The organism is Mucilaginibacter sp. KACC 22063 (genome assembly GCF_028736115.1).
Classification (GTDB): Bacteria; Bacteroidota; Bacteroidia; order Sphingobacteriales; family Sphingobacteriaceae; genus Mucilaginibacter.
In genome coordinates, this window is record NZ_CP117877.1 from 4,658,037 (window position 1) to 4,683,694 (window position 25,658).

28 protein-coding genes are annotated in these 25,658 nt (G+C 42.0%); 16 read left to right on the forward strand and 12 right to left on the reverse strand.

All coding sequences use genetic code 11. The annotated features are described in order from the left end of the window. Window positions 1-2: 2 nt before the first annotated feature. On the reverse strand, window positions 3-629 hold the full coding sequence (locus tag PQ461_RS20405) for a TetR/AcrR family transcriptional regulator (protein ID WP_274207414.1): 627 nt from the start codon (window positions 627-629) through the stop codon (window positions 3-5). A gap of 192 nt (window positions 630-821) precedes the next feature. On the opposite strand from PQ461_RS20405, the gene PQ461_RS20410 reads away from it, so the two are divergent. Then, window positions 822-3,293, forward strand: a complete 2,472-nt coding sequence (locus tag PQ461_RS20410; RefSeq protein WP_274207415.1) for a PIG-L family deacetylase — start codon at window positions 822-824, stop codon at window positions 3,291-3,293. 81 nt (window positions 3,294-3,374) lie between these two features. Next, complete coding sequence (locus tag PQ461_RS20415; protein ID WP_274207416.1) at window positions 3,375-3,569, forward strand: hypothetical protein; 195 nt, start codon at window positions 3,375-3,377, stop codon at window positions 3,567-3,569. A 97-nt stretch (window positions 3,570-3,666) separates the two neighbouring features. Here the strand turns inward: PQ461_RS20415 and PQ461_RS20420 are convergent, their stop codons facing one another. Together PQ461_RS20420 and PQ461_RS20425 are read right to left on the reverse strand one after the other, a co-directional pair. Further along, the gene (locus PQ461_RS20420; protein ID WP_274207417.1) at window positions 3,667-4,512 is read right to left on the reverse strand and encodes a DUF2911 domain-containing protein; all 846 of its coding nucleotides are present in this window, start codon (window positions 4,510-4,512) and stop codon (window positions 3,667-3,669) included. A gap of 133 nt (window positions 4,513-4,645) precedes the next feature. After that, the gene (locus tag PQ461_RS20425) at window positions 4,646-5,233 is read right to left on the reverse strand and encodes a porin family protein (RefSeq protein ID WP_274207418.1); all 588 of its coding nucleotides are present in this window, start codon (window positions 5,231-5,233) and stop codon (window positions 4,646-4,648) included. A gap of 122 nt (window positions 5,234-5,355) precedes the next feature. Here PQ461_RS20425 and PQ461_RS20430 point away from each other — a divergent pair, with 122 nt between their 5' ends. After that, on the forward strand, window positions 5,356-5,571 hold the full coding sequence (locus PQ461_RS20430; RefSeq protein ID WP_274207419.1) for a CsbD family protein: 216 nt from the start codon (window positions 5,356-5,358) through the stop codon (window positions 5,569-5,571). A 39-nt stretch (window positions 5,572-5,610) separates the two neighbouring features. Then, on the forward strand, window positions 5,611-7,338 hold the full coding sequence (locus PQ461_RS20435; protein ID WP_274207420.1) for a S41 family peptidase: 1,728 nt from the start codon (window positions 5,611-5,613) through the stop codon (window positions 7,336-7,338). 480 nt (window positions 7,339-7,818) lie between these two features. Here the strand turns inward: PQ461_RS20435 and PQ461_RS20440 are convergent, their stop codons facing one another. The 5 genes from PQ461_RS20440 to PQ461_RS20460 are packed head-to-tail and all read right to left on the reverse strand — an operon-like array spanning window position 7,819 to window position 10,679. Beyond that, a complete protein-coding gene (locus PQ461_RS20440) occupies window positions 7,819-8,016 on the reverse strand; it encodes a hypothetical protein (RefSeq protein WP_274207421.1) in 198 nt (65 codons plus the stop codon). Window positions 8,017-8,048: 32 nt separating this feature from the next. Continuing rightward, window positions 8,049-8,711, reverse strand: a complete 663-nt coding sequence (locus PQ461_RS20445) for a phosphatidylserine decarboxylase family protein (protein WP_274207422.1) — start codon at window positions 8,709-8,711, stop codon at window positions 8,049-8,051. A 26-nt stretch (window positions 8,712-8,737) separates the two neighbouring features. Next, window positions 8,738-9,550: a phosphatidate cytidylyltransferase gene (locus PQ461_RS20450; RefSeq protein ID WP_274207423.1), complete on the reverse strand. Its 813-nt coding sequence runs from the start codon at window positions 9,548-9,550 to the stop codon at window positions 8,738-8,740. Beyond that, complete coding sequence (locus tag PQ461_RS20455; protein WP_274207424.1) at window positions 9,547-9,759, reverse strand: putative signal transducing protein; 213 nt, start codon at window positions 9,757-9,759, stop codon at window positions 9,547-9,549. The genes PQ461_RS20450 and PQ461_RS20455 overlap by 4 nt, the downstream gene beginning before the upstream one ends. After that, on the reverse strand, window positions 9,759-10,679 hold the full coding sequence (locus tag PQ461_RS20460) for a CPBP family intramembrane glutamic endopeptidase (protein WP_274207425.1): 921 nt from the start codon (window positions 10,677-10,679) through the stop codon (window positions 9,759-9,761). Before PQ461_RS20460 ends, PQ461_RS20455 begins: the two co-directional genes overlap by 1 nt. 44 nt (window positions 10,680-10,723) lie before the next feature. Between PQ461_RS20460 and dusB the strand changes: the two genes are divergently transcribed. Both dusB and apaG read left to right on the forward strand, forming a co-directional pair. Next, the gene (gene dusB / locus PQ461_RS20465; RefSeq protein ID WP_274207426.1) at window positions 10,724-11,716 is read left to right on the forward strand and encodes a tRNA dihydrouridine synthase DusB; all 993 of its coding nucleotides are present in this window, start codon (window positions 10,724-10,726) and stop codon (window positions 11,714-11,716) included. 46 nt (window positions 11,717-11,762) lie between these two features. Then, window positions 11,763-12,149, forward strand: coding sequence for a Co2+/Mg2+ efflux protein ApaG (apaG, locus tag PQ461_RS20470; protein ID WP_274207427.1), 387 nt, complete (start codon window positions 11,763-11,765; stop codon window positions 12,147-12,149). Window positions 12,150-12,201: 52 nt separating this feature from the next. On the opposite strand, the gene gldD is transcribed toward apaG, so the two are convergent. The 3 genes from gldD to PQ461_RS20485 all read right to left on the reverse strand — a co-directional run bounded on the left by gldD (window position 12,202) and on the right by PQ461_RS20485 (window position 14,567). Beyond that, window positions 12,202-12,816 carry a gliding motility lipoprotein GldD gene (gene gldD / locus PQ461_RS20475; protein ID WP_337993486.1) on the reverse strand — a complete coding sequence of 205 codons (615 nt, stop codon included), beginning with the start codon at window positions 12,814-12,816 and terminating at the stop codon, window positions 12,202-12,204. Beyond that, window positions 12,780-13,580, reverse strand: coding sequence for a shikimate dehydrogenase family protein (locus PQ461_RS20480; RefSeq protein WP_274207428.1), 801 nt, complete (start codon window positions 13,578-13,580; stop codon window positions 12,780-12,782). Before PQ461_RS20480 ends, gldD begins: the two co-directional genes overlap by 37 nt. A 225-nt stretch (window positions 13,581-13,805) precedes the next feature. Then, the gene (locus PQ461_RS20485) at window positions 13,806-14,567 is read right to left on the reverse strand and encodes a phosphosulfolactate synthase (protein WP_274207429.1); all 762 of its coding nucleotides are present in this window, start codon (window positions 14,565-14,567) and stop codon (window positions 13,806-13,808) included. Window positions 14,568-14,657: 90 nt separating this feature from the next. On the opposite strand from PQ461_RS20485, the gene PQ461_RS20490 reads away from it, so the two are divergent. Next, a complete protein-coding gene (locus tag PQ461_RS20490; protein WP_274207430.1) occupies window positions 14,658-15,428 on the forward strand; it encodes a DUF3800 domain-containing protein in 771 nt (256 codons plus the stop codon). 198 nt (window positions 15,429-15,626) lie between these two features. Here the strand turns inward: PQ461_RS20490 and PQ461_RS20495 are convergent, their stop codons facing one another. After that, on the reverse strand, window positions 15,627-17,030 hold the full coding sequence (locus tag PQ461_RS20495) for a tetratricopeptide repeat protein (protein WP_274207431.1): 1,404 nt from the start codon (window positions 17,028-17,030) through the stop codon (window positions 15,627-15,629). Between the two features lie 230 nt (window positions 17,031-17,260). Here PQ461_RS20495 and amaB point away from each other — a divergent pair, with 230 nt between their 5' ends. The 9 genes from amaB (at window position 17,261) to PQ461_RS20540 (ending at window position 25,657) form a co-directional block, all read left to right on the forward strand. Next, a complete protein-coding gene (gene amaB, locus PQ461_RS20500; protein WP_274207432.1) occupies window positions 17,261-18,802 on the forward strand; it encodes an L-piperidine-6-carboxylate dehydrogenase in 1,542 nt (513 codons plus the stop codon). 17 nt (window positions 18,803-18,819) lie between these two features. Next, entirely contained in the window at window positions 18,820-20,454 is a 1,635-nt protein-coding gene (locus tag PQ461_RS20505) for a S8 family serine peptidase (RefSeq protein WP_274207433.1), read from the forward strand. 129 nt (window positions 20,455-20,583) lie between these two features. Beyond that, entirely contained in the window at window positions 20,584-21,312 is a 729-nt protein-coding gene (locus PQ461_RS20510) for a zinc metallopeptidase (RefSeq protein ID WP_274207434.1), read from the forward strand. Window positions 21,313-21,429: 117 nt separating this feature from the next. Beyond that, on the forward strand, window positions 21,430-22,065 hold the full coding sequence (locus PQ461_RS20515) for an MBL fold metallo-hydrolase (RefSeq protein WP_274207435.1): 636 nt from the start codon (window positions 21,430-21,432) through the stop codon (window positions 22,063-22,065). A gap of 94 nt (window positions 22,066-22,159) precedes the next feature. After that, window positions 22,160-23,392, forward strand: coding sequence for an ABC transporter permease (locus PQ461_RS20520; protein ID WP_274207436.1), 1,233 nt, complete (start codon window positions 22,160-22,162; stop codon window positions 23,390-23,392). A gap of 10 nt (window positions 23,393-23,402) precedes the next feature. After that, a complete protein-coding gene (locus PQ461_RS20525) occupies window positions 23,403-23,768 on the forward strand; it encodes a hypothetical protein (protein WP_274207437.1) in 366 nt (121 codons plus the stop codon). A 110-nt stretch (window positions 23,769-23,878) separates the two neighbouring features. Next, complete coding sequence (gene rbfA / locus PQ461_RS20530) at window positions 23,879-24,259, forward strand: 30S ribosome-binding factor RbfA (RefSeq protein WP_274207438.1); 381 nt, start codon at window positions 23,879-23,881, stop codon at window positions 24,257-24,259. Further along, complete coding sequence (locus PQ461_RS20535; RefSeq protein ID WP_274207439.1) at window positions 24,259-24,966, forward strand: peptidoglycan DD-metalloendopeptidase family protein; 708 nt, start codon at window positions 24,259-24,261, stop codon at window positions 24,964-24,966. Before rbfA ends, PQ461_RS20535 begins: the two co-directional genes overlap by 1 nt. Before the next feature lie 22 nt (window positions 24,967-24,988). Beyond that, window positions 24,989-25,657 (forward strand): TonB family protein, encoded by a 669-nt coding sequence (locus PQ461_RS20540; RefSeq protein ID WP_274207440.1) that lies wholly within the window; start codon window positions 24,989-24,991, stop codon window positions 25,655-25,657. Window position 25,658: the final 1 nt, after the last annotated feature.

Consider the following 25,658-nt stretch of genomic DNA (forward strand, 5'->3'; position numbering starts at 1 on the left):
TTTTACTTTAATAAGTAAGGTTTTAATAAATTTATCAGATATGCTTTCAGTCTTGGTTTAAATATTTTTAATGATTCCTCGTTTTGTATATCATAACCAAACATTTTGCTTGATACGTAAGGCGTGTTCATCAGGTAATTTTTAATGCCGAAGATGGTTGCTGTAATCATTTCTATATCAGTATCCGGTTTAAAATCGCCTGTATCCACACCCTCTTTTATCAGCTTATTAAACTCGCTTACATTTTGTGTCAATATCTGGTTGATCTTATCTGGCAGGTCCCCTTTGCGGCTCATGCTTATTTCCTGGTACAGCATGCGCTGAAAACAGGTATTATTAAAGATCCGGTCTACATAAGTTTCTATATACTTTTCAATCTTTCCCCAGGGTGATAAGCCAGAAGTGTTTCCAATATCTCTTAGCATATCCCTGAACATTGAAATGCGACGCTCGAATATGGCCAGAAACAAACCTTCTTTAGAACCGAAATAATAATTCAGCATGGCCATATTAACCCCGGCCTCGCCCGAAATCATCCGGGTTGAAGCGCCATCGTATCCCACTTCAGAGAAAACCTTTTCGGCTACATCTAAAATGTGATCCTTTTTATCTGTCTTTTCTTTCTCCATGTCTTAAATCCGATGCAAAATTAATCAAACGATTGATTAAGTAAACACAGATTTGTCTGAGATGTGTAAACTAATAGGGATAGCACGTTTATTTTTAATCAAACGATTAATTTTAAATTATACTTTTTGTAAAAGGATTTGTTTTTCTTTATTGCAATAAAATTTATACGCCGTAATATTTAACAATATTAAATGAAACATATACTCTACCTGTTTGCCTTAATACTTAGCATTCAATACGGTTTTGCCCAAAGCGCAGTAGTGTCAAACACTTCGGCAATTGAGCAGGATTTCAAAAAATTAGGTGTTTTAGGCAGCGTACTTTACGTAGCCGCTCACCCGGATGATGAGAATACAAGACTGCTTGGTTACCTGGCACAAGAGAAACATTACCGCACAGGATACATGTCCCTTACCCGGGGCGATGGTGGGCAAAACCTCATCGGTACCGAACAGGGGGAACTTTTGGGAGCCATCCGCACACAGGAATTATTAGCAGCCCGCCGTATAGACGGTGCAGAACAGTTTTTTAGCCGCGCTAATGACTTCGGGTTTTCTAAAGGGCCTGATGAAACCCTTAAACTATGGGACAGGGAAAAAGTATTGAGCGATGTAGTATGGGTGATCCGCAACTTTCGTCCTGATATTATTATCTGCCGCTTCCCTACTACAGGCGAGGGCGGGCATGGGCACCATACCTCATCAGCTATTTTAGCGCAGGAAGCTTTTAAGGCTGCAGCAGACCCAACCCGTTTCCCCGAGCAGTTAAAATATGTAAAGCCCTGGCAGGCAAAACGCCTGCTTTGGAATACTTTTAACTTTGGCAGCATGAACACAACCAGCGAAAGCCAGTTTAAGCTGGATGTTGGTGGTTACAATACCTTTTTAGGTAAAAGTTATGGAGAGATTGCGGCCGAAAGCCGGTCAAGCCATAAAACACAAGGTTTTGGTTCTTCACGCCAGCGTGGACAGGCCTTCGAGTATTTTAAGACCATTTTAGGTGACGCCCCGCAAAACGACCTGATGGATGGTATCAATACGACCTGGCGCCGGGTAAGCGGCGGTGCAGATATCGAAGCCGGATTAACTGTGATCTACAAAAATTTTGATGCCGCTAATCCACAGCGTTCTGTCCCTGCTCTGGTTAAATTACTTGGATCAATTGAAAAGATACCTGACAGTTACTGGCGTGCGCAAAAAGCCAACGAAATGAAAAACCTGATTGCGGCATGTGCCGGACTATGGTTCGAGAGCTATAGTGCAAAGCCGGTTTATGCCAAAGGTGAAAATGTGAGTATCAGCACCCAAATCATTGTACGCACCGATGCACCGGTTGCTTTAACAAGTGTATCCTACAATGGCGATGCCACCAATGCTGATAACAAAGAGACCCTTGCACAGAACATCTTAAAATCTGTAAACAGTACCTTTAAAGCAGCTGAGCTTACACAGCCATATTGGTTAAAGTATCCACATGGTGCAGCTATGTATAACACAGGCTACCTGGATTCGACTGGTAACGTAGCGCAGAAGACACTTCCATGGAATATTCTACCGTCTGTTACCGTTTCATTTATAATAGCCGGAAAACCTATTAGCTACACCACTCCTGTAGAATATAAGTATGCTGATCCGGCACGGGGGGAAATATACCAGCCTTTGATTATTGCCCCGGCTGTTACAGCGAATATCATCAACCAGGATTATATTTTTAGCACTAAACAACCGCAAACGGTTCAGTTAAAGTTAAAGGCGTTTACCAAAGCAAGCGGTACAGTTAGCTTAAAGCCAATATCCGGTTGGAATATCAGCCCAGCCAGTATCAGCTTTAGCGATAAAAATGAAGGTGATGAATGGGTTGCTAATTTTACCGTATCACCGGCTGATGCCACACCAGGAACCAATGCATTGCAGGCCATAGTTACAACCAACGGGCAAACATTTGATAATGGACTGCTGCAATTATATTATGAGCATATCCCAACCATTACGTTGTTCCCGCAGGCTAAAGCCAAACTGGTAAATCTCGACCTGAAAACGGCAGGCAAAAAAATCGGCTATATTATGGGTGCGGGCGACCTGGTACCCGAAGCCTTGCAGCAAGTAGGTTATGAAGTGCACCAGCTTACAGATGCTGAGATCATGAATGATGACCTGTCAAAATACGATGCCATTATTACAGGCGTACGTGCTTATAATGTTAACAACCGACTGGTTTACGAACAGCCCAAATTAATGGACTATGTAAAGAATGGCGGCAACCTGGTTGTACAATATAATAACAATGCAGGAATATTGGTAGCACCCGGGCCATATCCGTTTATGGTAGTTAACCAACGCGTTACCGATGAAAATGCCGCTGTTACTTTTGATGATCCGCAAAGTGCATTACTCAACTACCCGAATAAAATCACAGCTAAGGATTTTGACGGCTGGATACAGGAGCGCGGACTATATTTTGTAACTAATACAGATGCAAAATACCAGGCACCGCTTAGCATGCATGACCCTAACGAAGCACCTAACAAAGGATCATTAATTGCAGCTAATTATGGCAAAGGCAGGTTTGTATATACATCACTTGCGTTTTTCAGGGAACTGCCTGCAGGTGTACCCGGTGCCTACCGTTTATTTGTAAACCTGCTCAGCAATCCGAAAAAATAAAAACAATTGATCTTTTATAATTATTGTATTGCTACAGACAGTTTTAACCATTACTTTTGCCACCGAACTATATATAAAGTTATGTCACATCATCAACACCACAACGAAGACGCTAAAAGCTACGATCAATACTATTACTTAGTTGGCTTGTTAGCAGGCCTGTTTACAGGTGCAATTATCGAAAAAGGTATCGTATGGATTATTGCAGGCGGCATTGTTGGTTTACTTACTGCCGGCCTTTATATTAAAACTGCAGTACGTAACAGGTATCAGTAATTACACTTGATCAGTAATTGCCTTTGGCAATTAAAGCTATAATAAAAAAGGTATGCCAATGGCATACCTTTTTTATTTGTATAAACTTTTTACGATTTTATTTAGCCTGTGATATCACAGCTTCGTTAAGGCGTACATACTCGTCGCTTTTATCGGCTTTAGCCAAAGCAACACCTTCTTTAGCTGTAGCAATGGCATCGGCCTTATCTCCCATTTTTAACAAGATACGTGCTTTCCACAATTTGTAGTAATATAAGGTAGGACTTTGCTTTTCAAGGATATTCATCCACTCTAAAGCTTTGTTAAGGTCCTTGCCATTCTCGTAGTAGTATACCGCAGCAGCAAAGTAAGGTTTCTTTTCGCCTTTCATGGCTTCATCAATATTTGCCATTATACGGCTGTCAACCTCGGTAGTTAAATGAACAGTAAGGGCAGTATGCTCCCACATCAGTTGCAGGTCGCAGCTGGTTGGCTTTACATTGGCAAACTGCATGGTGAAGGTTTCAACCAGCGGCTTTATCGTGCTGCTTTTAACCTTAAAACGCACCACATCGTCGGCTTGCTTGTACTCATAAGCGCCCCATTGTTTCGCTGTTTTGTTAATGATAATAGTCCATTCATTTTTACCGGGAATGCTAAATAAGCCATATTCCCCAGCAGGAATCTTGTTACCCTCGATAGTCACATCATCACTGAACTTTATCACGGTTGCCTGGTTGGCGCCTGTACGCCATACTTCGCCGTAAGGCTGTAAAGTACCTTCGCCAAAAATTTTGCGCCCTTTAACATTAGGCCTCGAATAAGTTAAAGTGATGGTACCTAATCCGAACTCTTGCGTAATGGTTTGCGACGAGCTGGCATTAGGCATTTTTAATTGTGCAAACGTATCTGCCGAAAAACATAACGTTGCAAGCAGCGCAAGCTGCATCAATATCCTTTTCATAAAGTTTTAAGTTTAAGCGAAGATAACAGGAACAGAAGCAGGAAACAAGAACCAAGAGACAAGACTGTACCCCAACAAAAAAGCCAGCTTAAAGCTGGCCTCTTGTTTCTCGATTCTTGTTTCTTGTCTCTATTTACAGAACTTTAAAACCAACGGTTAAAGCCCATAAGTTCTGGCGTTGGCCATAGTCTTTATTGATTTTAGTCAGGCCGCCTTCGTAACGCCCGTCAATGGTAATACTACCGATATCTACGCCAGCACCTGCCTGGAAACCAAGCGTGCTTGTGGTATAGTTACCAAAATCCTGGTAAGCGTTCTGAACGTTTTGCGAGAAACTACGGTCCTTATCCAGGATGGCGGTATAGATCGGCCCTGCCATAATCCGTACGTTAAGATTTTTTGTACCGAAGCGCTGACCGATAAGCAATGGCACGTTTAAGTTGGTAAAACGCACGTGGCCCTCTTCGTTAATGGTATTATTACTGTTCTGAAACTCGAATTTACCACCCGAGCTGCTTAGGTAAAGCTCTGGCTGGAAAAATAATCCACTACCCGCACGCATGAAGATACCTGCCTGGTAACCTGCCTGAGATGATTCTTTAAAGTTATCGGTGTTGATCTTAGAAAAGTTAACCCCGCCTTTAACGCCCAATATAAACTGCGCCTTGGCCGTTATACTTAGTGCAACAAGTACTGCTATACTTAAAAATAGCTTTTTCATAGTTTTTCGTGTTAGTGTTAGATCTGTTTGATGTAATTTAACTGTAACAGTTTAATCGTATCTATAGCATAACGTTGCAAATTGCTATTTTTATATTTTTGCATAGCAATACAAATATTATTATGGCGGCTATAACTATAAGCGACAAAGACTGGAACCGTGTTAAAATTAAATTGAAGCGCAAATATAATCATCTTACCGATGATGAGCTGCAATACAGCCAGGGGCAGGAGGATCAATTGATCAGCCGCCTTGCACAACTGGTAAACCGCAAAGAAGATTATGTAATATTCACGCTTAAGAAAGCGTTAGTAAATATCGATAACAACCGCCTGTAAATAAGCGGCTAACCGCCGCAAACAAACTTAAATAAGGCCATGAGAAAAAGTGTTTACCGCAAACTGGGGCTTACCGCTGTTGCAGTTGGCGTTGCTGTAACTTTATACAGTTTTAATGACGACCTGTTCCAGATATCAAAAAACCTTGATGTTTTTGCGTCGGTTTATAAAGAGGTAAACCTTAATTATGTGGATGACATTAACCCATCTAAAATGGTGAAAACCGGGGTTGATGCCATGTTGGATAACCTTGACCCTTATACCGAGTTTGTACCCGAGTCGGAGATCGAAGATTTTAAATTAAAATATGTGAGCACACAATATGGCGGTATTGGTGCTACCGTATTTGTCAGGGATAAAAGGATATTTATATCCGATGTGTTTTCCGGTTTCCCTGCCCAAAAGGCAGACATCCGCGCAGGTGATCAGATACTAAAAATTAACGACGTTGAGGTCACCGGCAAAACCAACGAACAGGTAAGCCTGCTGCTTAAAGGCAGCAAAGGCGCAGGCGTTAAGTTATTGCTTAAGCGAGGCGATAATGCAGCGATTGAAAAAAGCCTGATCCGCGACGAGATCAAACAACCAAACGTAAGTTATTACGGCATGGTTAGCGGCAACATGGGCTACATTAAGTTGGACAAGTTTTTAGAAAACTCTGCCGAAGAAGTAACCAATGCCTTATTAGCCTTAAAGAAGAATAACCCGCAAGGGATTATTCTCGACCTACGTTCCAATGGCGGAGGTATATTACAGGACGCTGTTAAAATCGTTAACCTGTTTGTAGCTAAAGATGTAGAGGTCGTATCGCAAAAAGGGAAGATCAAAGAGAAAAACTTTACTTACCGTACCATGAGCACCCCTGTTGAACCTAACCTTCCATTGGTGGTGCTGGTTAACGGGCGTTCGGCATCGGCGTCAGAAATTGTTGCAGGATCGTTGCAGGACCTTGACCGGGCAGTTATAATAGGTCAGCGCAGCTATGGTAAGGGCCTGGTGCAGCAAACCTTTACCCTGCCTTACAATAGCCTGGTGAAAATCACCATTGCTAAATACTACATTCCATCAGGCCGTTGTATACAGGCATTAGATTACGCTCACCGTAAAGATGATGGCAGCGTTAATAAAATGGCTGATTCTTCATTACACGAGTTTAAAACCAAAGCAGGCCGATCGGTGTATGATGGCAGCGGTGTGTACCCTGATATCACGATCAAACAAGAACGATTTGCCAACATCACCCAGACACTGGTAGGTAAGCTGTTAATATTTGATTATGCTAATCAATACCGTAGCACTCATAATTCTATCCCCAATGCATTGTCGTTCCATTTAAGTGATGACGACTATAATGACTTTGTGAAGTATCTTAACGGCAAAGATTACTCTTACAGCACCAACAGCGAGCGGTTGCTGAATACGCTTAAAACTGAGGCTACCAAAGAAAAGCAGTTCAACGAAATACAATCTGAATACGACATATTGAAAAGCAAGCTGATGGCCAGCAAAAAGAACGACCTGCAACAACATAAAGACGAGATACGCCAGGTACTCGAAAATGAAATTGTGGCTCGTTATTACTTTGAAAAAGGCCGTTATGAGGTTAACTTTAAATACGACCGTGATTTGGCACAGGCAGTTAAAACCATGCAGGATAAAAACCAGCTTGCAGCTGTGTTAAAAGGCGAAGGCCAGTACAAAGTGATAGGCAAACCCGTTTTAGCATCGGCAGTTACCAAAAAGGATGATACAGGTGCGGAGCAATAATCTGGATTGTCTTTTAGCTAAGCAAGACTGCTATTAGCCCTTTTCATAGCAAAGCGCGAAGCTTATTAATGTTTGTGGATGTACTTCTTTTTTGACCGCTAAAAAAGAAGTACCAAGAAAAAGTCTCGTCGCTGGCACCGCAGCCTTTGAATGGTTTTGCTTTAGAACTTACAGAGTTTCCGTCTGCGCTGATGCGACATTAATACCGTTACGTTCTGTTCATCTGTTTAAAAACTAATATAGTTTAGCGAGGGGCATAACGAAAAACGCGGGCCAAGCATTGGCGTGAATGTCATTTTAGCTTTTGGCGCGCAGCGTTACTTAAAAGCGTAAAAATGGCAGAGCGGGGAGAAGCTTTTTTTCGTCTTGATTTTTGGTCGCTTTTTATCAAGAAAAAGTAACTAAGTCTAACCCGTAAAATTTTATAAAACAAAACGCCCCTTGCAATAACAAGAGGCGTTTCTATATAGCTTTAAATGCTTATGCAGCTTTTTTAGCTTTATCGCACATTTCTTTACATTTTGCTTTTTCAGCGGCAGAAGCCTTGGTCATTTTTTTGCAGCAAGATTTACCTGGAGCACATTTCATGCCTTTGTCTTTATCAGTTTTGTCGGCAGCAAATACGTTTACAGAAGCAACGGTGAAAGCAAGTACTAATGCTAAGCTTAATTTTTTCATTTCTTTGGTTATAAAAGGTTAATCAATTTAGTTTAAGCGGGTAATTCGGCAAGTACGGTACGGCCGCCCTTAACTACCTCGCCCAGAGCAACATTTATCTTTGAACCTAAAGGTAAAAAAATATCTACTCTCGATCCAAATTTAATAAAGCCAAATTGGCCGCCCTGTTCCACTACATCACCTTCTTTAACATACCATACAATACGACGTGCCATTGCACCTGCAATCTGACGGAAAAGCACCGGTGTACCCGCTGTGTTTTCTATCATAATAGTGGTACGTTCGTTTTCGGTTGATGATTTGGGATGCCATGCTACCAGATATTTACCGGGATGATATTTGAAATATTTAACCACTCCGCTTATCGGGTTACGGTTTACATGCACATTAATAGGCGACATAAATACCGATATCTGGATGCGTTTATCTTTTAATACTTCGCTTTCTTCTGTTTCTTCAATAACCACTATTTTACCATCAGCCGGGCATAGCACAGTAGCTTCGTCTGTACTGATTGCAAAGCTTGGGCTGCGGAAAAACTGCAAAATAATCAGAAACAGCAATGCCGATAAGATGTAAACTACCCATTTTAATGCATGGGCCTGTGGCAAATAAAACTGAATAACTGCGTTAAGCACAAAAATAAACAGGATGCAAAGCGCAATAGAGGTATATCCTTCCTTATGAATGGTCATTATAATAATGAATTTTTACAAAGCTACTAATTTGTAACGAAGTACAGATAAGTATAAACAATAGGGGCTGCAAGCAGCAGTCCGTCAAAACGATCAAGCAAACCACCGTGACCAGGCAAAATGCCGCCGCTGTCTTTTATGTTAAGGCTGCGTTTAAACATAGATTCAATCAGGTCGCCCAAGGTGCCCACGCAACCGATAATAATAGCTACAGATATCCATTGCTTCCATTGCAGCTCAGGATAGTAAATACTAAGTATGTATCCAACCAGAGCGGCAATCAGCACACCTCCAAAAAACCCTTCCCAGGTTTTCTTGGGTGAATGGCGTTCAAATAATTTAGTGCGGCCAAAAAACCTGCCGCTTAAATAGGCGCCGGTATCATTAGCCCAAAGCATTAACAAAAAGCCAAGTGGAAAATGAAAATTAAAAGCACCATTTACAAAGCCTAAAGCATGATAAAAGCAAAAAGGCACAATGACGAAGATGATCCCTAAAAAGGTAAAACCTATGTTAGTGAAGGGTGCGGTAGTATGCCTGTAAAGCTCGGCTATTAAAATGGTACTCAGCGATAAAACAATCAGCAAAAGCAGTTTATGGCTAAGTGTGTTATCTTTAAAATAAAATGTAGCCGCTGCTGCCGCAAAAACAAGGATACCGTTAACAAGGCCTACCCCTACATTAGGCTTTATGCCGCCCTGTCCAGCCAGTTTGTAAAACTCTTGCAGGCAAAGAACCGAAAGTAATAGAAAGAAGATGCTGAATACATACCGCCCGGCCAATACAGAGCCAAGCATTACGATAACAAAAAAGAAGCCCGTAATGGCGCGTGTTTTCATATGTTAATCTGGTTCAGGATCATGATTTCGACAGCCGCGCTAAAATCTTCCTGGTGAATATAGACCTCTATATTACCGAAATTGCGGTGTGATGAATCCTGCTTGTTAAGCACAACGGCGTCGATATGGTTTTCAATAAGCATCTGCTTAACCATTTCAGATTGAAAAAAATTAGTGGAAGTGAAAATTTTAACCCAGTTCTTTTCCATCAGTCTTGTCTTTGCACCCTTTGTGAAAGTAATTTATAACTATACAGCAAAATTAAAGTAATTATAATGCTAAATACATATCCGCTGTAATTAAATACATGCTGATCATCAGGGTTAACTTTTATTGCTTTATGCTGATATAAGTAGGTAACAACTACGGCTGTTCCGTTATTTAAAAAATGCGCCCAAACAGATGTCCAGATACTGCCGCTCCAGTAAACAAAATAGCCAAAGAAAACGCCCAGCATTAACCGCGGCAAAAAGCCAAAAAACTCCATGTGAAAAGCACTGAACAAGGCCGCAGTGATCCAAATAGCAGCATGCGGATTACGTGTCCACCGATAAAATATGGTTTGCAAAGCGCCGCGAAACATCAACTCTTCAACTACAGCCGTTAAGGCCGCAACCAGCAATATGGCCTTAAACAAATCAAAGAGATTATTCATTTTCAGCAATGCTGCTGTAGCCTTTTCGGCAGACTTTTCAGAATCGCGCATCCATTGCTCAATACCTTTTAATGATGGTGGCAGCGATAAGTGCTGGTTAATATTGCTCAGTACCTCAACAATTGGCATGGACAGCAGCATGGTAAAAAATATGATCAACAGCAACAACCACGGGAAATTGGTATTTATCTTCAGATAATCGTCAGGCTCTTTCATCACCACCCAGCCAAAAAATATCGGAATAATCCCGATGGGTATTGTTGTGCTTACAATCTGTAAGATCCATAAGGCTTGTACGGCTTCAGGCGTGGTGATATTCATCTCGAATATTTTAGTCAGCGTCGAAATACCATAAACGCCCCATATAATACCCGCCCCAACTAACGATCCTACAAATATTGCAATACAGGTTACCACCAAAAAAAGCAGGAACTGTATAGCTGGATGAAACTGACCGTAAGCCTTTTGTGTCATGTAAGTTAATTTATTTGTATTTTTGCAGTGCTTAAAGATAAGCCATGTCTGTACAAATAGGAAATATTGATTTAGGGGAGTTTCCGCTTCTGCTGGCACCGATGGAAGACGTGAGTGATCCGCCGTTCCGTTATGTTTGCAAGCAAAACGGTGCCGACATGATGTATACCGAGTTTATATCATCAGAAGGTCTGATTCGCGATGCAGCAAAAAGCCGCCAGAAACTGGACATATTTGAGTATGAACGCCCTATAGGTATACAGATCTTTGGCAGCGACATTGAGCACATGCGAGAAGCGACAGAAATAGCTACTGCCGCCGGCCCCGACCTGATGGATATTAACTATGGCTGCCCTGTTAAACAGGTAGCCTGCCGCGGTGCGGGCGCAAGCTTGTTGCAAGACATTGATAAAATGGTAGCCATGACCAAAGCTGTTGTGGAGGCCACCCATTTACCGGTTACGGTAAAAACCCGCCTCGGTTGGGACGATAATACCAAAAACGTTTATGAAGTTGCCGAACGCCTGCAGGATGTAGGTATTAAGGCGCTTACCATACATGGCCGCACACGCGCACAGATGTATAAAGGCGTTGCCGACTGGACACTGATCCGCGAGATTAAAAAGAACCCGCGCATACAGATCCCCATCTTTGGCAATGGCGATATCGACTCGCCTGAAAAAGCTGCTGCCTGGCGCCTGGAATATGGCGTTGATGGCATGATGATCGGCCGGGCTGCTATTGGCTATCCGTGGATTTTCAGAGAGGTTAAACATTATTTTAAAACCGGCGAATATTTAGCCGGGCCAACCATGGCAGAGCGTATTGAGGTGTGCCGTACCCACTTAGAGAAATCTGTTGCATGGAAAGGCCCTAAAACCGGCATATTTGAGATGCGCAGGCATTATTCAAACTATTTTAAAGGCATTGATCATTTCAAAGAGTTTCGTATGAAACTGGTGCAGGCAGGCACAATGGAAGAGATCAACGAAATACTGGAACAGATTGAAAATCACTATTCATCCGTAATGGCTTGATTATTGAGCGACGATCAATAATTTTAAATTGTTTTTTATAACTGTTATGGTTACTACAATTACAGATGGTGTAAAAGTTTCCGTAGAAACACAATACCAACCAGAATATTCAAACCCGGCAAGCGACCACTATATGTTTGCCTACAAGATAAATATCGAGAATTTAAGTGATTACACTGTGCAACTGCTACGCCGTCGTTGGGATATTTACGACTCTAACGGCACACACCGTGTAGTTGAAGGCGATGGCGTTGTTGGCGAACAACCTGTTATTGAGCCAGGCAAATCACATGAATATGTGTCAGGCTGCAACCTGAAATCTGACATCGGCCGCATGAAAGGCGAATACCAGATGATACGTACAATGGATAACGCTTTGTTTGAAGTGGAAATTCCTGAGTTTTTTATGGTTGCGCCTTACCGCTTAAACTAATCTCCGGAACAAAATATAACAACGAAGCCCGGCAATCCGGGATTTTTTCATTTTATCTGTTCTTCCAGCGGAAGGTTTTAATCATCACATCCACATCTTTCTTCACAAAATCAAGCACAGGCTGTATAGAATCAAGCCGTGGTTCAGAATTAAAGTATAACGCCCCACGGATGTAGTTTTTGGTACTGTCCGTCAGAAAAAATTGTGCGGATGAAGCCGCATTGCCATCTATCGTATAATAAATGCCATATACCTTTCGGTCAGGGTACCGAATTACCCCTTCATCTATCGAAGTAGCTTTAACCGTATGCTTAAATGCAAAGGTTCGGGCATCTTCGGTTAGTTCATTAAATACTTTTTTTGAGGTAACTGGTTGATAGCTTAAATGCAGTGTGCCTTTGAACTGTGGCAATTGCATATTGATCCAGCAGGGTTTGGCATCACCTTTTTTATCAGGCTCTATAACGCTGTATTTAGGGTATTCAAATGTGAAGGGACAACCCTCATTATACTCCTGGTATTCGTGCTTTGGGAATACAATACGATAGAAACCCCTTGGCTTAGGCGAATAGTCGTGATTACCGCAAGCCGACAAGGCGGACACAATAACAGCTAAAAATGCAAAAAGCCTTACGGATGAAAAGCGGTGGAATTCCATAGTTCCCATGATTGTTCTGCCTGTAAAACTAACATTTCGTAGCCGTTTTTGATCTGTGCGCCCTGCTCAAGCCCCTTTCTCAAAAATAATGTTTGATCTGGGTTATAGATCAGGTCATATAATAAATGATCTGAACCTAAAGCTTCATACGGCAAAGGCGGGCAAACCTCTACATCTGGACTGGTACCTACCGGCGTAGTATTGATAATTAATTTATGGTGTTTAATGATCTCTGGTGTAAGATCTGTGAAAAGTATTCTGTCTGGTCCGGGCTTACGCGCTACAACTTTAAATTCAATTTCCAGTTCCTTTAATACATACTTAACCGCTTTAGCAGCACCTCCATCGCCTAAAACAAGGGCTTTCTGATGCTGGCTACCCAGTAGTGGCATCAGGGATTTTTGAAAACCGTAAACATCGGTATTAAAACCTTCTAACCGGAAATTATGACCGCCTATCCCAACCTCGCCAGAAAATGCGGCCAGTACCGGGCTTTCTTTAGAAATACGGATACAGTTTGCCGCACCAATATGCCTTACTGCATCGCTGCACCAGTCGAGGTATTCCAATATTTTTACTTTATGCGGTATAGTCACATTTAGGCCGCACAGGTTATCGTGCTTTTCTAAAAGCTTCGGGAAATCGTTGATATCTTCTAACGGAAAAACCTCATAGCGGCAATCCTTGATATGCTCGTTCTCAAATTTTTCGGTGAAAAACTTTTGCGAGAACGAATGCGAAAGCGGGTAACCGATGATCCCGTATCTTTTCATAGTGATTATAACCTATTGCTTAAGCTGGTAAATATAGGGGATTGAAATGTTAAAAGATTGGAGTATCTGATTTCAGTTTGATGAGATTGTTATAACCCCTCCCTGCCCTCTCTCTGGGGTGTATTCGGATTGTTTATGAATAAATTAATATGTCATTCTGAACGAAGTGAAGAATCTAATCTAATAAGATCCTCGCGTTGCTCAGGATGACATATTTAATTAAGGTCATAATTCCAGAAAATGGCTGAAAGTGTCGCTTCTGATACCCAGGCGCAAAGTCTCCAATGGTATCACATCAGCTGGTGCAATATTTCCCAAGTTTACATTAGCGCCTATCAGTTTGATAAACCACACCTGCTGTGCTTTTTGCGGCGCTTCCCAGATGATTTTATCCTGCGGGATCTTGGTCAGGATTTCATCCACCAAACCCTGGCGCACCTCGCCCGAATCACGGTAGATGCCAACATTACCACTTTCGCGGGCTTCGGCAATTACCTTCCATGATCCTGCCTGCAATTCGGCTTCCATTAACTGGATCCATTTATAAGGCGCAAATATCTTTTGAACGTCTTTTGACCCTACTTCCGAAATTACCGTTACCTGCTCGCTTAACGTTTTAATGTATTCACACTTCTCATCATGCGGAATGGTAATAGACCCGTCAGATACTTCTGCGTGCTGCATACCATAGCGGTCGAGCGTGCGGCGGTATTCGTCAAACTGGCCGCGGACTAAAAAAGCCTCAAACAAGGTGCCGCCGAAATAAACAGGCAGTCCGGCATCCCGGTATAGTTTAAGTTTCTCGTTAAGATTTGGCGTAACGTATGATGTTGCCCAACCTAATTTTACAATATCGGTATAAGCGCCGCACACCTCAATAAAGTCTTCCACCTGTCGTAGGCTTAATCCTTTATCCATCATCATGGTCATGCCATCGTTACGCGGCTTTGCTGTTCTCTCGGGTAGATTATTAAGATGATAATTCATCGTTAAGTTTATGTTATAGACTATAACTAAAAGTACTAACGTTACAAATGTCGTTAATTTCTACTCAAATTAAGATGATAAGCTAATATTTTGAAAGCATTTTTTTATTTTGATGACTTAATAAAAAACATGCTTTTTAATATCTATTGCGATGAAAGCCGTATCACTAAAGAACGATTTATGGTGATTGGTGGTATTATAGTAAATTCTAAATCTCTTAATGAATTAAGTTTAAAAATACGTTCATATAGAGAGCAAAATGGAATGATATATGAGCTTAAATGGAGCAAAGTATCTAATAATAGAATTCAGCAATATAAAAACTTAGTAGATTTAATATTCGAATTAATTGAAGAAAATAGAATAAACTTTCGAAGCATAATTGCTGATACTAGTAAATTTAATCACAGAAAATATAATGGCGGAGATGGTGAACTTGGATTTTATAAGATGTACTATCAACTGCTATTTCATTGTTTTGGCAGTGATTATTTACTGGATAATTTGAATCAAGATAATAGTTTTATAGTCTTTCCTGATCATAAAACGACAAATTATATGCTTGGAGAATTAAAAAGCCGCTTAAACAATAATATGTTCTACAAATTAGGCAGCCGTTCTTCGCCGTTTAGGAGTATTGAGCCAACTGATTCAAAAAAATCAGATTTCGTACAATTAGTAGACATACTAATTGGAGCAATTGGTTACCATAAGAATGAATTACACTTAAAAGCGGGCGCTAGTTTAGCGAAACTGGAACTCTCTAACTATATAGCATTAAAATTCGGCCTTGCACAATTAGGAGATAATTTTAAGTACAAAAAGAGGAAATTTACCGTTTGGAACATTAAGTTACGGTGACAAAAAAAGCGTCCTATAATCTACACCTCGAGGGCACCTCATAAGAGGGATTCCATACAAAATGTGTGGAACTTCGATTATAACCACGCTTCAATGCAATATTACAAATAAGTTTTCAATAAGTTTCAAAGTCTATTCTTGTTTTCATAAAAAAAGCCAAACTTTAAAAGCTTGGCTTCAGTTTTTGACTCTGTTTTATCAATGCATATAACGACTGATAATATCTATGATGATCTTATTCTTTTGTAGCTGTGGCAAATAATCAAATAAGATATAGTGTTTTTCCGGGTCGGCGGTTAATGCCATTTCCAGGTGGGCAAGCGCATCATTGTAATCGCCTTTGGCAAACAGGTATGCTACCATACGGTAATACAATTCTGCCGAATCCGGATTATTTTTTATCGCTTGTGATATTACTTCAATAGCATCAACCAGGCGCTCCTGCTCATACATTATCGACGAATAGTCGAGCCATGCATCTACATCAAGCGGATTAAGCTCCACTACCTTTTCATACGCGCTTTCGGCTTGTTGTAAATGGCCAAGCTTATACTCTGCATCTGCAATGGCAAACCAGTAATCGGCATTGGTAGCATCCAGGTCGAGCGCTTTGCGGTAAAAATGCAAAGCTTCGAAATAGCGCTCCTCAAAATCGAGCGTTACACCGATACCAAACCAAGCATCTGCCAGTTTAGAGTCAAGTTTAACGGCTTTCTTATAAAAGGCTCGCGCATCATCCATTTGCTCCAGTTTCTCGTAGCACTCGCCTATTGCACAATAAGTATCGGCGTTGGGTTGCTCGTACTCAAATGTCTGGCGATATACCTCAATCGCTTCGGCATATTTCTCCAGGTTAACCAATGCATTGCCTTTATTAAAGTAAGCAGAAGCAAAGCTATCCTTAATTAAAATGGCGTAATCATAGGCATCAATCGCCTTTTCAAATAAACCTAATTTAGTGTAGGCGTTGCCCAGGTTGTACCATGCCGCATAGCTGTAAGGTTCGTTATCAATATACTGCTGATAGAACTGAACGCTCTCTTGCTGATTATCCATTACATCGTAACAGAAAGCCAGCTCATAAAGCGCATCCTGGTTTTCCATGTTGTATTCCAGGCAGCGTTTCAGGTAGGCAATAGCATTCTCATAATCGCCCATGTTTTGATAAACGTAGGCAATGTGCAGTAGTATATCATCCTTTTCCTCAGCCATGCCAAGTGCCTTTTCATAGTTTTCAAGCGCTTCATCAAAGCGCTCCATATTCTCGAAAAGGTTACCGCGGATGATGTAGATATCAGCCTCTGAAGCTTCCAGCATCTCGGCTTTGTCAAGCGCAGCAAAAGCTTCAGACATACGGTTGGTAACCACCAGCAATTGTGCCTGCTTTATTAAAAATATAGCAGCAAAAGGGTGTTGGTTACGCGCATATTCAACAACCTGTAAGGCCTTGGCCGGGTCGTTTTTTTCTATATAGTAATCAATAATATTTTCAAAGGCTTGTGCATCAAAAAAATACTGATCGTGGTTGCGGATCATTTCCTCGTATCTCTCAACGGAAAATTTGGGATCCTCGGAATAACCGAATTCAAAGTCTTCTTCCATTCGATAGGTTTTATTCTAAGACTGACAAAATCAGCAAAAGTGACATCGGACGTCTACTTTATGATGATTAAATTACAATGTAAAATATGCAATGGTGCAAATTAGTTTTCAACAAACAAGGGTTGTTAACACCCTGCGGGCGTAAGTAACTGATTGTAAGAGTAAATTTATTATATGATTAATTTATGATTAGGACAAGCAGTGTTTTAACTTTGAAAAAATCCAACCCTATGAATTTCGATATCAAATCTGTACTGCAACATTTCAATATAAACGAAATTAACGATGCTTTTAGTACAGGCGAAGCCTCTGGCAGTAGTGCTGGCGCGTTTTTGAAGGATATTATCTCCCCTGTTGACGGTCAGAAAATTGCTGCTGTAAAGTTTGCCACTGCTGACGATTTAAATAACATAGCCGACAAAGCTACGAAAGCTTTTACAAGTTGGCGAACTTTGCCTGCACCTAAACGCGGTGAGATTGTACGTCAGATTGGTAATGCACTTCGCGACAATAAAGATCAACTGGGCAGGTTGGTATCTTACGAAATGGGTAAAAGCCTGCAAGAAGGCTGGGGCGAAGTGCAGGAAATGATTGACATCTGTGATTTTGCGGTAGGCATCAGCCGCCAGCTTTATGGCTTAACCATGCACTCTGAGCGGCCGGGGCACCGCATGTACGAGCAGTATCATCCATTAGGTGTTGTCGGTATTATATCTGCCTTTAATTTCCCGGTAGCCGTTTGGAGCTGGAACGCCATGCTGGCATGGGTTTGTGGTAATACCTGCATCTGGAAACCTTCTGAAAAAACACCTTTAACCGCACTGGCTTGTCAGCATATCATTCAAAAAGTATTTGCAGCCAATAACATTGCAGAAGGCGTATCATGTCTGATCATTGGCGACCGTAATATCGGCGAGCAAATGGCAGCAGACTCCCGTATTGCTTTGATCTCTGCAACAGGGTCGACCCGCATGGGTAAGGCAGTTGCAACCACCGTAGCACAACGCCTTGGCAAATGCCTGTTAGAGCTTGGCGGTAATAACGCCATTATCATTACAGAAAATGCCGATATGAACATTGCGCTTACCGGTGCCGTGTTCGGTGCGGTAGGCACAGCTGGGCAGCGTTGCACTTCTACCCGCAGGCTGATTATTCATGAAAGTATTTACGACCAGTTTAAACAGAAACTGGTAAATGCATATCAGCAGGTACGCATAGGCAATCCACTGGATGAAAACAACCACATGGGCCCGCTTATTGACCGCGATGCCGTTAACAGTTATCTTAGTAGTATTGAGCAATGCAAAGCACAAGGCGGTAATTTTATAGTAGAGGGCGGTGTGCTTAAAGGCGATGAATACGCTTCCGGCTGTTATGTTAAACCTTGTATTGCCGAGGTAGAAAACCACTTTGACATTGTACAGCACGAAACCTTTGCCCCTATCCTTTATCTGATCAGATACAGCAATATTGATGAAGCAATAGCGTTACAAAACAACGTTCCGCAAGGCTTGTCATCGTCTATCATGACGAATAATTTGCGCGAAGCCGAACAATTTTTATCGTTTGCAGGTTCTGATTGCGGGATTGCTAACGTTAATATAGGCACTTCGGGTGCCGAAATTGGCGGGGCGTTTGGCGGCGAAAAAGAAACAGGCGGAGGCCGCGAAAGTGGATCAGATGCATGGAAAGCTTATATGCGCCGTCAGACAAACACAATTAATTATTCATCCCAGCTGCCATTGGCTCAGGGAATTAAATTTGATTTATAACCACATACTACTGCTTAATGAAATACATGCTGCGATTGACCATCGCCTATACCTTTATTACCTTATTTACAGGCTTTGGTGCAATAGCACAGTCTACAGTTGCTACAAAACCGCTGCCAACCAACTGGTTTTCTCTTGACCTGAAAACCGATGGCTATTATGGCATCAGTTTAAATCAGGCTTACCAGTACGTTAAAGGCAAAAAAAGCAAACCTGTTGTGGTTGCCATTATCGATAGCGGGGTTGATACGCTGCAAAAAGACCTGCAATCTATTTTATGGGTTAACCCGCGCGAGAAAAAAGGCAACGGTAAAGATGATGATAACAACGGCTATGTAGACGATATACATGGCTGGAACTTTATTGGCGGCCCTAATGGTAAATGCGACTGTAAGGAGACCTCTGAAGAGGTGCGCGAGTATGAGCGCCTGAAAGGGAAGTACCTTAATGCAACTGCATCAACCGCTACTGATACTAAAGAATATAATTACTGGCTGCATGTGAAGCACCTGCGCGATTCAACCGTTGGCAAAGCCGATACCGAGCTTAAACAGCTTACCCCTATCATGGGTGCTTTAGTTGAAACCAGCACACTCATCAAAAGAAAACTAAAACTGGGTGCCGACCAAACTTTTACCCTTGCTGATGTAAACCGCATGCAGGCTACCAATGATACATTGCGTGATCTCAAATTTTTGTGGACTACCGCATTTAACGGCAGCACGTCTTCGACCAATGCAAAGATCATCAAGGATTATTCGGAGTACATGGCCAAGCTTAACAATGATGTTAACCCTGACCTGGACATGCGCCATAACACCGTTGGAGACAACCCGGATGAATTAAACGACAAACCTTTTGGTAACAACAGCCTTAAATTGGGCGATATGTTTCACGGCACTATGGTGGCCGGCTTTGTAGGCGCCATACGCAACAACGGTTATGGCATAAATGGTGTGGCCGATAATGTACGTATTATGGCGCTGGCCGCAGCACCGGATGGCGATGAATATGATAAAGACGTGGCCAACGCTATTCGTTACGCAGTTGACAATGGTGCGAAGATCATTAACATGAGTTTCGGCAAAAAACTGTCGCCGCATAAACAATGGGTTGATGATGCCATGAAATACGCCGCTGCACATGATGTGCTTCTGGTACAGGCATCGGGCAATGACAATCAGGATGTGGATGCCACGCCTGATTTTCCTAACGATATTTTCCTCGACGGTTCTTCTACCGATGCGGATAACCTGATCAATGTAGGGGCATCGGGGCCGCATAAGGATCAATCCTTAGCCGCTGATTTCAGCAATTACGGTCAAAAAAATGTAGATGTATTTGCACCCGGCGTTCAGGTAACATCGGTAACCCTTAATGGAGATACACAAACCGAAGACGGCACCAGCTTTTCTTCGCCAATTACGGCCGGTGTTGCAGCGTTGGTATTAGAGTATTATCCCGACTTGAGCGCACGCCAGTTGAAACAAGTGATTATACAATCGGCAAAGCCATTAACCGGCTTTAAAGTAAATAAGCCTGGTACTAAACAACTCGTTGATTTTACTACGCTTAGTAAATCCGGAGGTATCGTAAATGCTTACGAAGCTTTAACCATAGCCTCGAAAATGAAAGGTGAGCGCAAACGTTAACTGATGTTTTGGCGCTTTTGAGTCAACTCATCTGCTTAATTGTCAGCCATCTTTAACGTAACTATGGCTATTAATGAATATACCTAAATGCGGAATGCTTTTTGAGCTTTATAAGTAAACGCATAAACTATGACTCATTTATCATTGATATTAGCATATATAAACTTCTCGTCCGCATGGATCTTAATGATCGTGATCGGGTTGATCAGTTTATTTGTACAATCGCGCTTCCGGAGCAAATTTCAGCAGTACGCCGAAATGGGATTAACATCCGGCCTTACCGGTGCAGAAGTTGCAGAGAAAATGCTGCGCGCTAACAACATTTACGATGTGCAGGTAATTTCTGTTGACGGTCAGCTTACCGACCACTACAACCCTGAAAACAAGACGGTAAACTTAAGCCAGGATGTATATTACAGCCGTAGTGTGGCTGCTGCAGCTGTTGCCGCGCACGAATGTGGCCACGCCGTACAACATGCAAAGGCTTATAGCTGGCTAACCTTACGTTCAGCTATTGTCCCTGTGATTAATATTGCATCAAAGCTGGTGCAATGGACTTTAATGATCGGCGTAATGCTGTTATTATTTGCCAATAATCCGTTTTTATTGGTGATAGGAATAGCCGCATTAGCATTAGTAACCCTATTTAGCTTTATTACGCTACCGGTGGAATTTGATGCCAGCCGCCGCGCTTTGGCCTGGCTTGATAACAATTACAACGTAATGCAAACCCGCCAGGAACATGAACAGGCAAAGGATGCTTTATGGTGGGCAGCCATGACTTATGTGGTTGCAGCATTGGGCTCATTAGCTACGCTTTTATATTATGTTTCCTTCCTGAACAACAGAAGAAACTAACGCAATAAAATTATATTTAATGCAGACTTACAGAAATGCTGTGCAATATGCAGGCGGCTCTGTAAGTTTGTTGTTTTAAGGGACGGATGAATCCCGCACCTATGCTAACAGACAACTATGGCCAAAATCAAAATATTTCCAAATAACCCATACCAGGAAAATACCGTTATCCTTTACGATAACACCGGCGAATGCGCAATCATTGATCCCGGCATGTCCAACGGTGCTGAACAAAATATGGTAGTAAAATTTATAGCCGATAATAACTTAAAACCGGTATTACTTTTAAATACCCATTGCCATATTGACCATGTGCTGGGCAATAAATTTGTGTTTGATCAGTACGGATTAAAGCCACAGTTTAACAAAGACGAACTGGTAGTTTTTGAAGCTGTACCTGCATGGGCGCAGCAATCCGGCATGAGGTATGAACTATCGCCCCTGCCTGATCATTTTCTGCCAGAGACCGGAACGGTATTATTTGGTGAAACCACGTTGGAATTAATCTTCGCGCCAGGCCATTCGCCGGGGCACCTCTGTTTTTATGACCGCGAAAGCAATTTCCTTGTTGGCGGCGACGTTCTGTTCAGGCACAGCGTTGGGCGAACTGATTTGCCTGGAGGCAATCATCAGCAACTGATCAAAAACATCGAAGAAAAACTTTTTACCCTGCCCGATAGTTGCACGGTATATCCCGGCCACGGCCCTGAAACAAGCATTGGATATGAAAAGATAAATAATCCGTTCTTTTAAGATTAGTATTAAGTTTTCAGTTGCGGGGGTCGTGTTATTTACATGATGTACACGAACCTGTAAACTGACAACACGCAACAATAAGTAACAAGCATTGAACACCTCCATTTACATAGCCCGCCGATATCTTTTCTCCAGAAAGAAGATGCATGCCATCAACATCATTTCGGGGATATCTATGCTTGGTGTGTTTATTGGTAGTGCAGCGCTAATCATCATCCTATCCGTATTTAACGGATTAGAGCATGTGATACTTTCTTTGTATAACAACTTTACGCCTGAAATTAAGATTGAGCCGAAGCTGGGCAAAACCTTCGAGCCTAATAATACTGTTTTTAACCAGGCCCACCGCGATCCAAAACTGGTATCCTATATTGAAGTTTTGCAGGAAAAAGCTTTGCTGCGTTACGGCGACAGGCAGTTTATTGCCAACATGAAAGGTGTAAGCAACGATTTTTTAAATAATAAACAACTGGACAGCACCATACTTCACGGCTCATTTACATTAAACTCGGGCGGGCAAAATATGGCAGTTATCGGCGCATCGGTACAAGGCAGCCTTGGTGTAAATGTTTACGACAGGCTAACTGCTTTGCAGGTTTATTCCCCTAACAGAAAGGCCTCACTTAACAGCATTAACCCAGCCGATGAGTTTACTGTAAAATATATTTACCCATCGGGCGTATTTAGTTTGCAGCAGGATTTTGACGATATGGTAATTGTGCCTATTGGATTTATGCGAGGCTTGTTGGATGAACCTACCGCGGTATCGTCCATCGAATTAAACTATAAGCGCGGAACCAATATCAAAGCCGTTCAGGATGATTTAAAAGAGAAACTTGGCGAAAAGAATTACACTATTAAAAACCGCTACGAACAAAATACGTTGCTCTATAAAATTCTGCACTCCGAAAAATGGGCAGTATTTGTGATATTAAGTTTTGTACTGGTAATTGCTATATTTAATATTGTTGGCTCACTCACCATGCTTGTAATTGATAAAAAGAAAGACATTGCCATCCTGACCAGCCTTGGCGCAAACAAAGGCTTGATACAGGGTATTTTCTTTTTCGAAGGCATGCTGATCTCCATGTTTGGATGCATTGCGGGCATTATTGCCGGTTTTACATTTGGTTTCCTTCAGCAGAAATATGGGTTTATCAGCATGGGAGCTGGCTTAACAGTTGTTGATGCGTATCCGGTACAGTTTAAGGTCACCGATTTTATATTAGTTTTTTTAACAGTAACAGGTATCGCTGTAATTGCATCGGGTATTAGTGCACGGTTAAGTGTGAAAGGACTCGATGAAATTAAACAGGATTTATAAATTTGCTCACATGCATTTAAGGCTAATCAAATATACCCTTGGCTTTGCTATCCTATTCTTCTGCGCCTGTACCAATGGCGGTGGCAGCGGCAACAATAAGGTTATAAAAGGTATTTATAGTTTCGGGCCCGACGCCAAGTCATTCAAAGATTGCGATACCGGGCGCGAATACTGGGTTACAGACCAATCAAACAAACTGGAACTTCAATACTCACAAATGAATATTGAAAAGCCTTATGTACCGGTCTATATAGAAATAGAAGGCGAAAAAGTAAAATCGGGTAAAGAAGGCATGGGATCAGAGTATGACAGTACCCTGATTGTTAAAAAGCTTATTAAAATCACTAAGGAAATACCACAGGATATGTGTAATTAAGTTTAAAGCTTAAAGTCAAAAGTTTAAAGCAAGACAAGCGCTTTTAGCTTTCAACTTTAAACCTTTCACCTGTACTAATAACCTTTTCCTTAAACTAACGTTATAAATAAATGGAATCTAAACGCCAACAAAAGTTCGCCGGTGTCATACAACAAGACCTGGCAGCTATATTTCAGCGGGAAGGCATGAACTTTCTGCCAAACACGCTGGTAACCATCACTAAAGTGCGCGTAACCCCCGATCTGGCAATTGCACGTGTGTTTTTAAGCTTCTTTAACAACACCAATACGGCTGCGGCTTTAAGCACAGTAAAGCAACATTCATCAGAAATCCGTTACAAATTAGGCGCCCGCATTAAAGACCAGGTAAGGATCATTCCTCAGCTTGAATTTTTTGTTGATGATACCAATGAGTATGTTGAGCGCATGGATGCACTTTTCGATAAGATCAGTAAAGAACCCCGCCAACCCGATACCGAAGACGGAGAATAATGGACAAACACGGCCTGCTTACTGATTACCTTGCTACAAATGCGCATAAAATAAGTCAGGTTATTCCGTTCAACCCGGAAAGCGACCGTTTTTATCATTTCAACTTTACCGAAAACAACCAGGATCTTACAGCTGCTGACATTGCTGATACAGCAAATTTCAGCAAGTGGATCGAAAGCAAACTGCGCAATTACGATTGCCGCTACGGTATTGGCGGCTATATGGAACATCGTACGCTTTACCAGCGCAGCGCTTTATTTAACACTGCCGATGAACCACGTCGGCTGCATCTGGGTGTAGATATTTGGGCACCGGCAAATACGCATATATATGCGCCATTGGCAGGTGTTATACATAGCTTTCAGGATAATAACCACTTCGGAGATTATGGCCCAACCATTATTTTGCAGCATGACCTTAATGGCTTAGTTCTTTACAGCCTTTATGGCCATCTGAGCCGTGTAAGTTTATCCGGATTAAAGGAAGGCCATCTCATTGAGTCCGGCCAGAAGATTGGCGAGCTTGGATATGCCGACGAGAATGGCAGCTGGCCACCGCACCTGCACTTCCAGCTGATGTTCGATCTTCAGGGCATGCGAGGCGATTATCCCGGCGTAGGCAAATATTCTGAAAAAGATCTGCTGATTAACAACATCCCCGCCCCACAAATACTTTTACAAATACCGGCAGCAAACATTATCGGCTAAAATTGTTATTCCATTAAAGGCCATGAAGTTACGCTTAGCCATATTGCTCCTGTTCTGCGCATGCTTTACTTTAAAAAGCAAGGCCCAGGTTACCTTCAAAGGCGGTAATGCCAGCCTGGCGCAGTTTCTTTCAAGCCATATTATCTATCCCGAATATTCAAGGCAAAATTGTATTGCAGCCACCATACAGGTTAGCTTTAAAGTTGATGCCAAAGGCAACGTAAACAATGTAGCAGTACAGCAAGGTTTGGGTATTGATCTCGATGACGAAGCTTTACGCGTAGTTAAAATGACATCAGGCCATTGGGATGTAGCCAGCGGATATAATACCAATTTAAACATTGTATTGCCGATACGCTTTGACCTAGATCAAACACGCTGTGGCAGCGTTAATAATGCAAGCATGGCTGCTGCCATAGCCAGCTATAAGGCGCAGGAAGCCTTGCAGGATGCTGTGACCAACTATTATAAGAACAAGTACGCTGGCAAAGCTGATACCACCAACGAAGCGCAAATTATAGCACTAAAAAAGCAGCTTGGCTATGATGATGAATTCATCAGTGACCTGTTAGACCAGGCAAACCGCAGGTATAAACAGGGCGATAAATCCGGTGCCTGTGAGGACTGGAACTTTATCCGCAACATAGGCAGCGACAGAGCCGATAAGTTCATTGCCCAGTATTGCAAATAAG

What these genes read in the sequence shown, in the direction of transcription:
- PQ461_RS20405 (WP_274207414.1), bottom strand. Translation starts at nt 629, where the DNA reads ATGGAGAAAGAAAAGACAGATAAAAAGGATCACATTTTAGATGTAGCC.
- PQ461_RS20410 (WP_274207415.1), top strand. Translation starts at nt 822, where the DNA reads ATGAAACATATACTCTACCTGTTTGCCTTAATACTTAGCATTCAATAC.
- PQ461_RS20415 (WP_274207416.1), top strand. Translation starts at nt 3,375, where the DNA reads ATGTCACATCATCAACACCACAACGAAGACGCTAAAAGCTACGATCAA.
- PQ461_RS20420 (WP_274207417.1), bottom strand. Translation starts at nt 4,512, where the DNA reads ATGAAAAGGATATTGATGCAGCTTGCGCTGCTTGCAACGTTATGTTTT.
- PQ461_RS20425 (WP_274207418.1), bottom strand. Translation starts at nt 5,233, where the DNA reads ATGAAAAAGCTATTTTTAAGTATAGCAGTACTTGTTGCACTAAGTATA.
- PQ461_RS20430 (WP_274207419.1), top strand. Translation starts at nt 5,356, where the DNA reads ATGGCGGCTATAACTATAAGCGACAAAGACTGGAACCGTGTTAAAATT.
- PQ461_RS20435 (WP_274207420.1), top strand. Translation starts at nt 5,611, where the DNA reads ATGAGAAAAAGTGTTTACCGCAAACTGGGGCTTACCGCTGTTGCAGTT.
- PQ461_RS20440 (WP_274207421.1), bottom strand. Translation starts at nt 8,016, where the DNA reads ATGAAAAAATTAAGCTTAGCATTAGTACTTGCTTTCACCGTTGCTTCT.
- PQ461_RS20445 (WP_274207422.1), bottom strand. Translation starts at nt 8,711, where the DNA reads ATGACCATTCATAAGGAAGGATATACCTCTATTGCGCTTTGCATCCTG.
- PQ461_RS20450 (WP_274207423.1), bottom strand. Translation starts at nt 9,550, where the DNA reads ATGAAAACACGCGCCATTACGGGCTTCTTTTTTGTTATCGTAATGCTT.
- PQ461_RS20455 (WP_274207424.1), bottom strand. Translation starts at nt 9,759, where the DNA reads ATGGAAAAGAACTGGGTTAAAATTTTCACTTCCACTAATTTTTTTCAA.
- PQ461_RS20460 (WP_274207425.1), bottom strand. Translation starts at nt 10,679, where the DNA reads ATGACACAAAAGGCTTACGGTCAGTTTCATCCAGCTATACAGTTCCTG.
- dusB (WP_274207426.1), top strand. Translation starts at nt 10,724, where the DNA reads ATGTCTGTACAAATAGGAAATATTGATTTAGGGGAGTTTCCGCTTCTG.
- apaG (WP_274207427.1), top strand. Translation starts at nt 11,763, where the DNA reads ATGGTTACTACAATTACAGATGGTGTAAAAGTTTCCGTAGAAACACAA.
- gldD (WP_337993486.1), bottom strand. Translation starts at nt 12,816, where the DNA reads ATGGGAACTATGGAATTCCACCGCTTTTCATCCGTAAGGCTTTTTGCA.
- PQ461_RS20480 (WP_274207428.1), bottom strand. Translation starts at nt 13,580, where the DNA reads ATGAAAAGATACGGGATCATCGGTTACCCGCTTTCGCATTCGTTCTCG.
- PQ461_RS20485 (WP_274207429.1), bottom strand. Translation starts at nt 14,567, where the DNA reads ATGAATTATCATCTTAATAATCTACCCGAGAGAACAGCAAAGCCGCGT.
- PQ461_RS20495 (WP_274207431.1), bottom strand. Translation starts at nt 17,030, where the DNA reads ATGGAAGAAGACTTTGAATTCGGTTATTCCGAGGATCCCAAATTTTCC.
- amaB (WP_274207432.1), top strand. Translation starts at nt 17,261, where the DNA reads ATGAATTTCGATATCAAATCTGTACTGCAACATTTCAATATAAACGAA.
- PQ461_RS20505 (WP_274207433.1), top strand. Translation starts at nt 18,820, where the DNA reads ATGAAATACATGCTGCGATTGACCATCGCCTATACCTTTATTACCTTA.
- PQ461_RS20510 (WP_274207434.1), top strand. Translation starts at nt 20,584, where the DNA reads ATGACTCATTTATCATTGATATTAGCATATATAAACTTCTCGTCCGCA.
- PQ461_RS20515 (WP_274207435.1), top strand. Translation starts at nt 21,430, where the DNA reads ATGGCCAAAATCAAAATATTTCCAAATAACCCATACCAGGAAAATACC.
- PQ461_RS20525 (WP_274207437.1), top strand. Translation starts at nt 23,403, where the DNA reads ATGCATTTAAGGCTAATCAAATATACCCTTGGCTTTGCTATCCTATTC.
- rbfA (WP_274207438.1), top strand. Translation starts at nt 23,879, where the DNA reads ATGGAATCTAAACGCCAACAAAAGTTCGCCGGTGTCATACAACAAGAC.
- PQ461_RS20535 (WP_274207439.1), top strand. Translation starts at nt 24,259, where the DNA reads ATGGACAAACACGGCCTGCTTACTGATTACCTTGCTACAAATGCGCAT.
- PQ461_RS20540 (WP_274207440.1), top strand. Translation starts at nt 24,989, where the DNA reads ATGAAGTTACGCTTAGCCATATTGCTCCTGTTCTGCGCATGCTTTACT.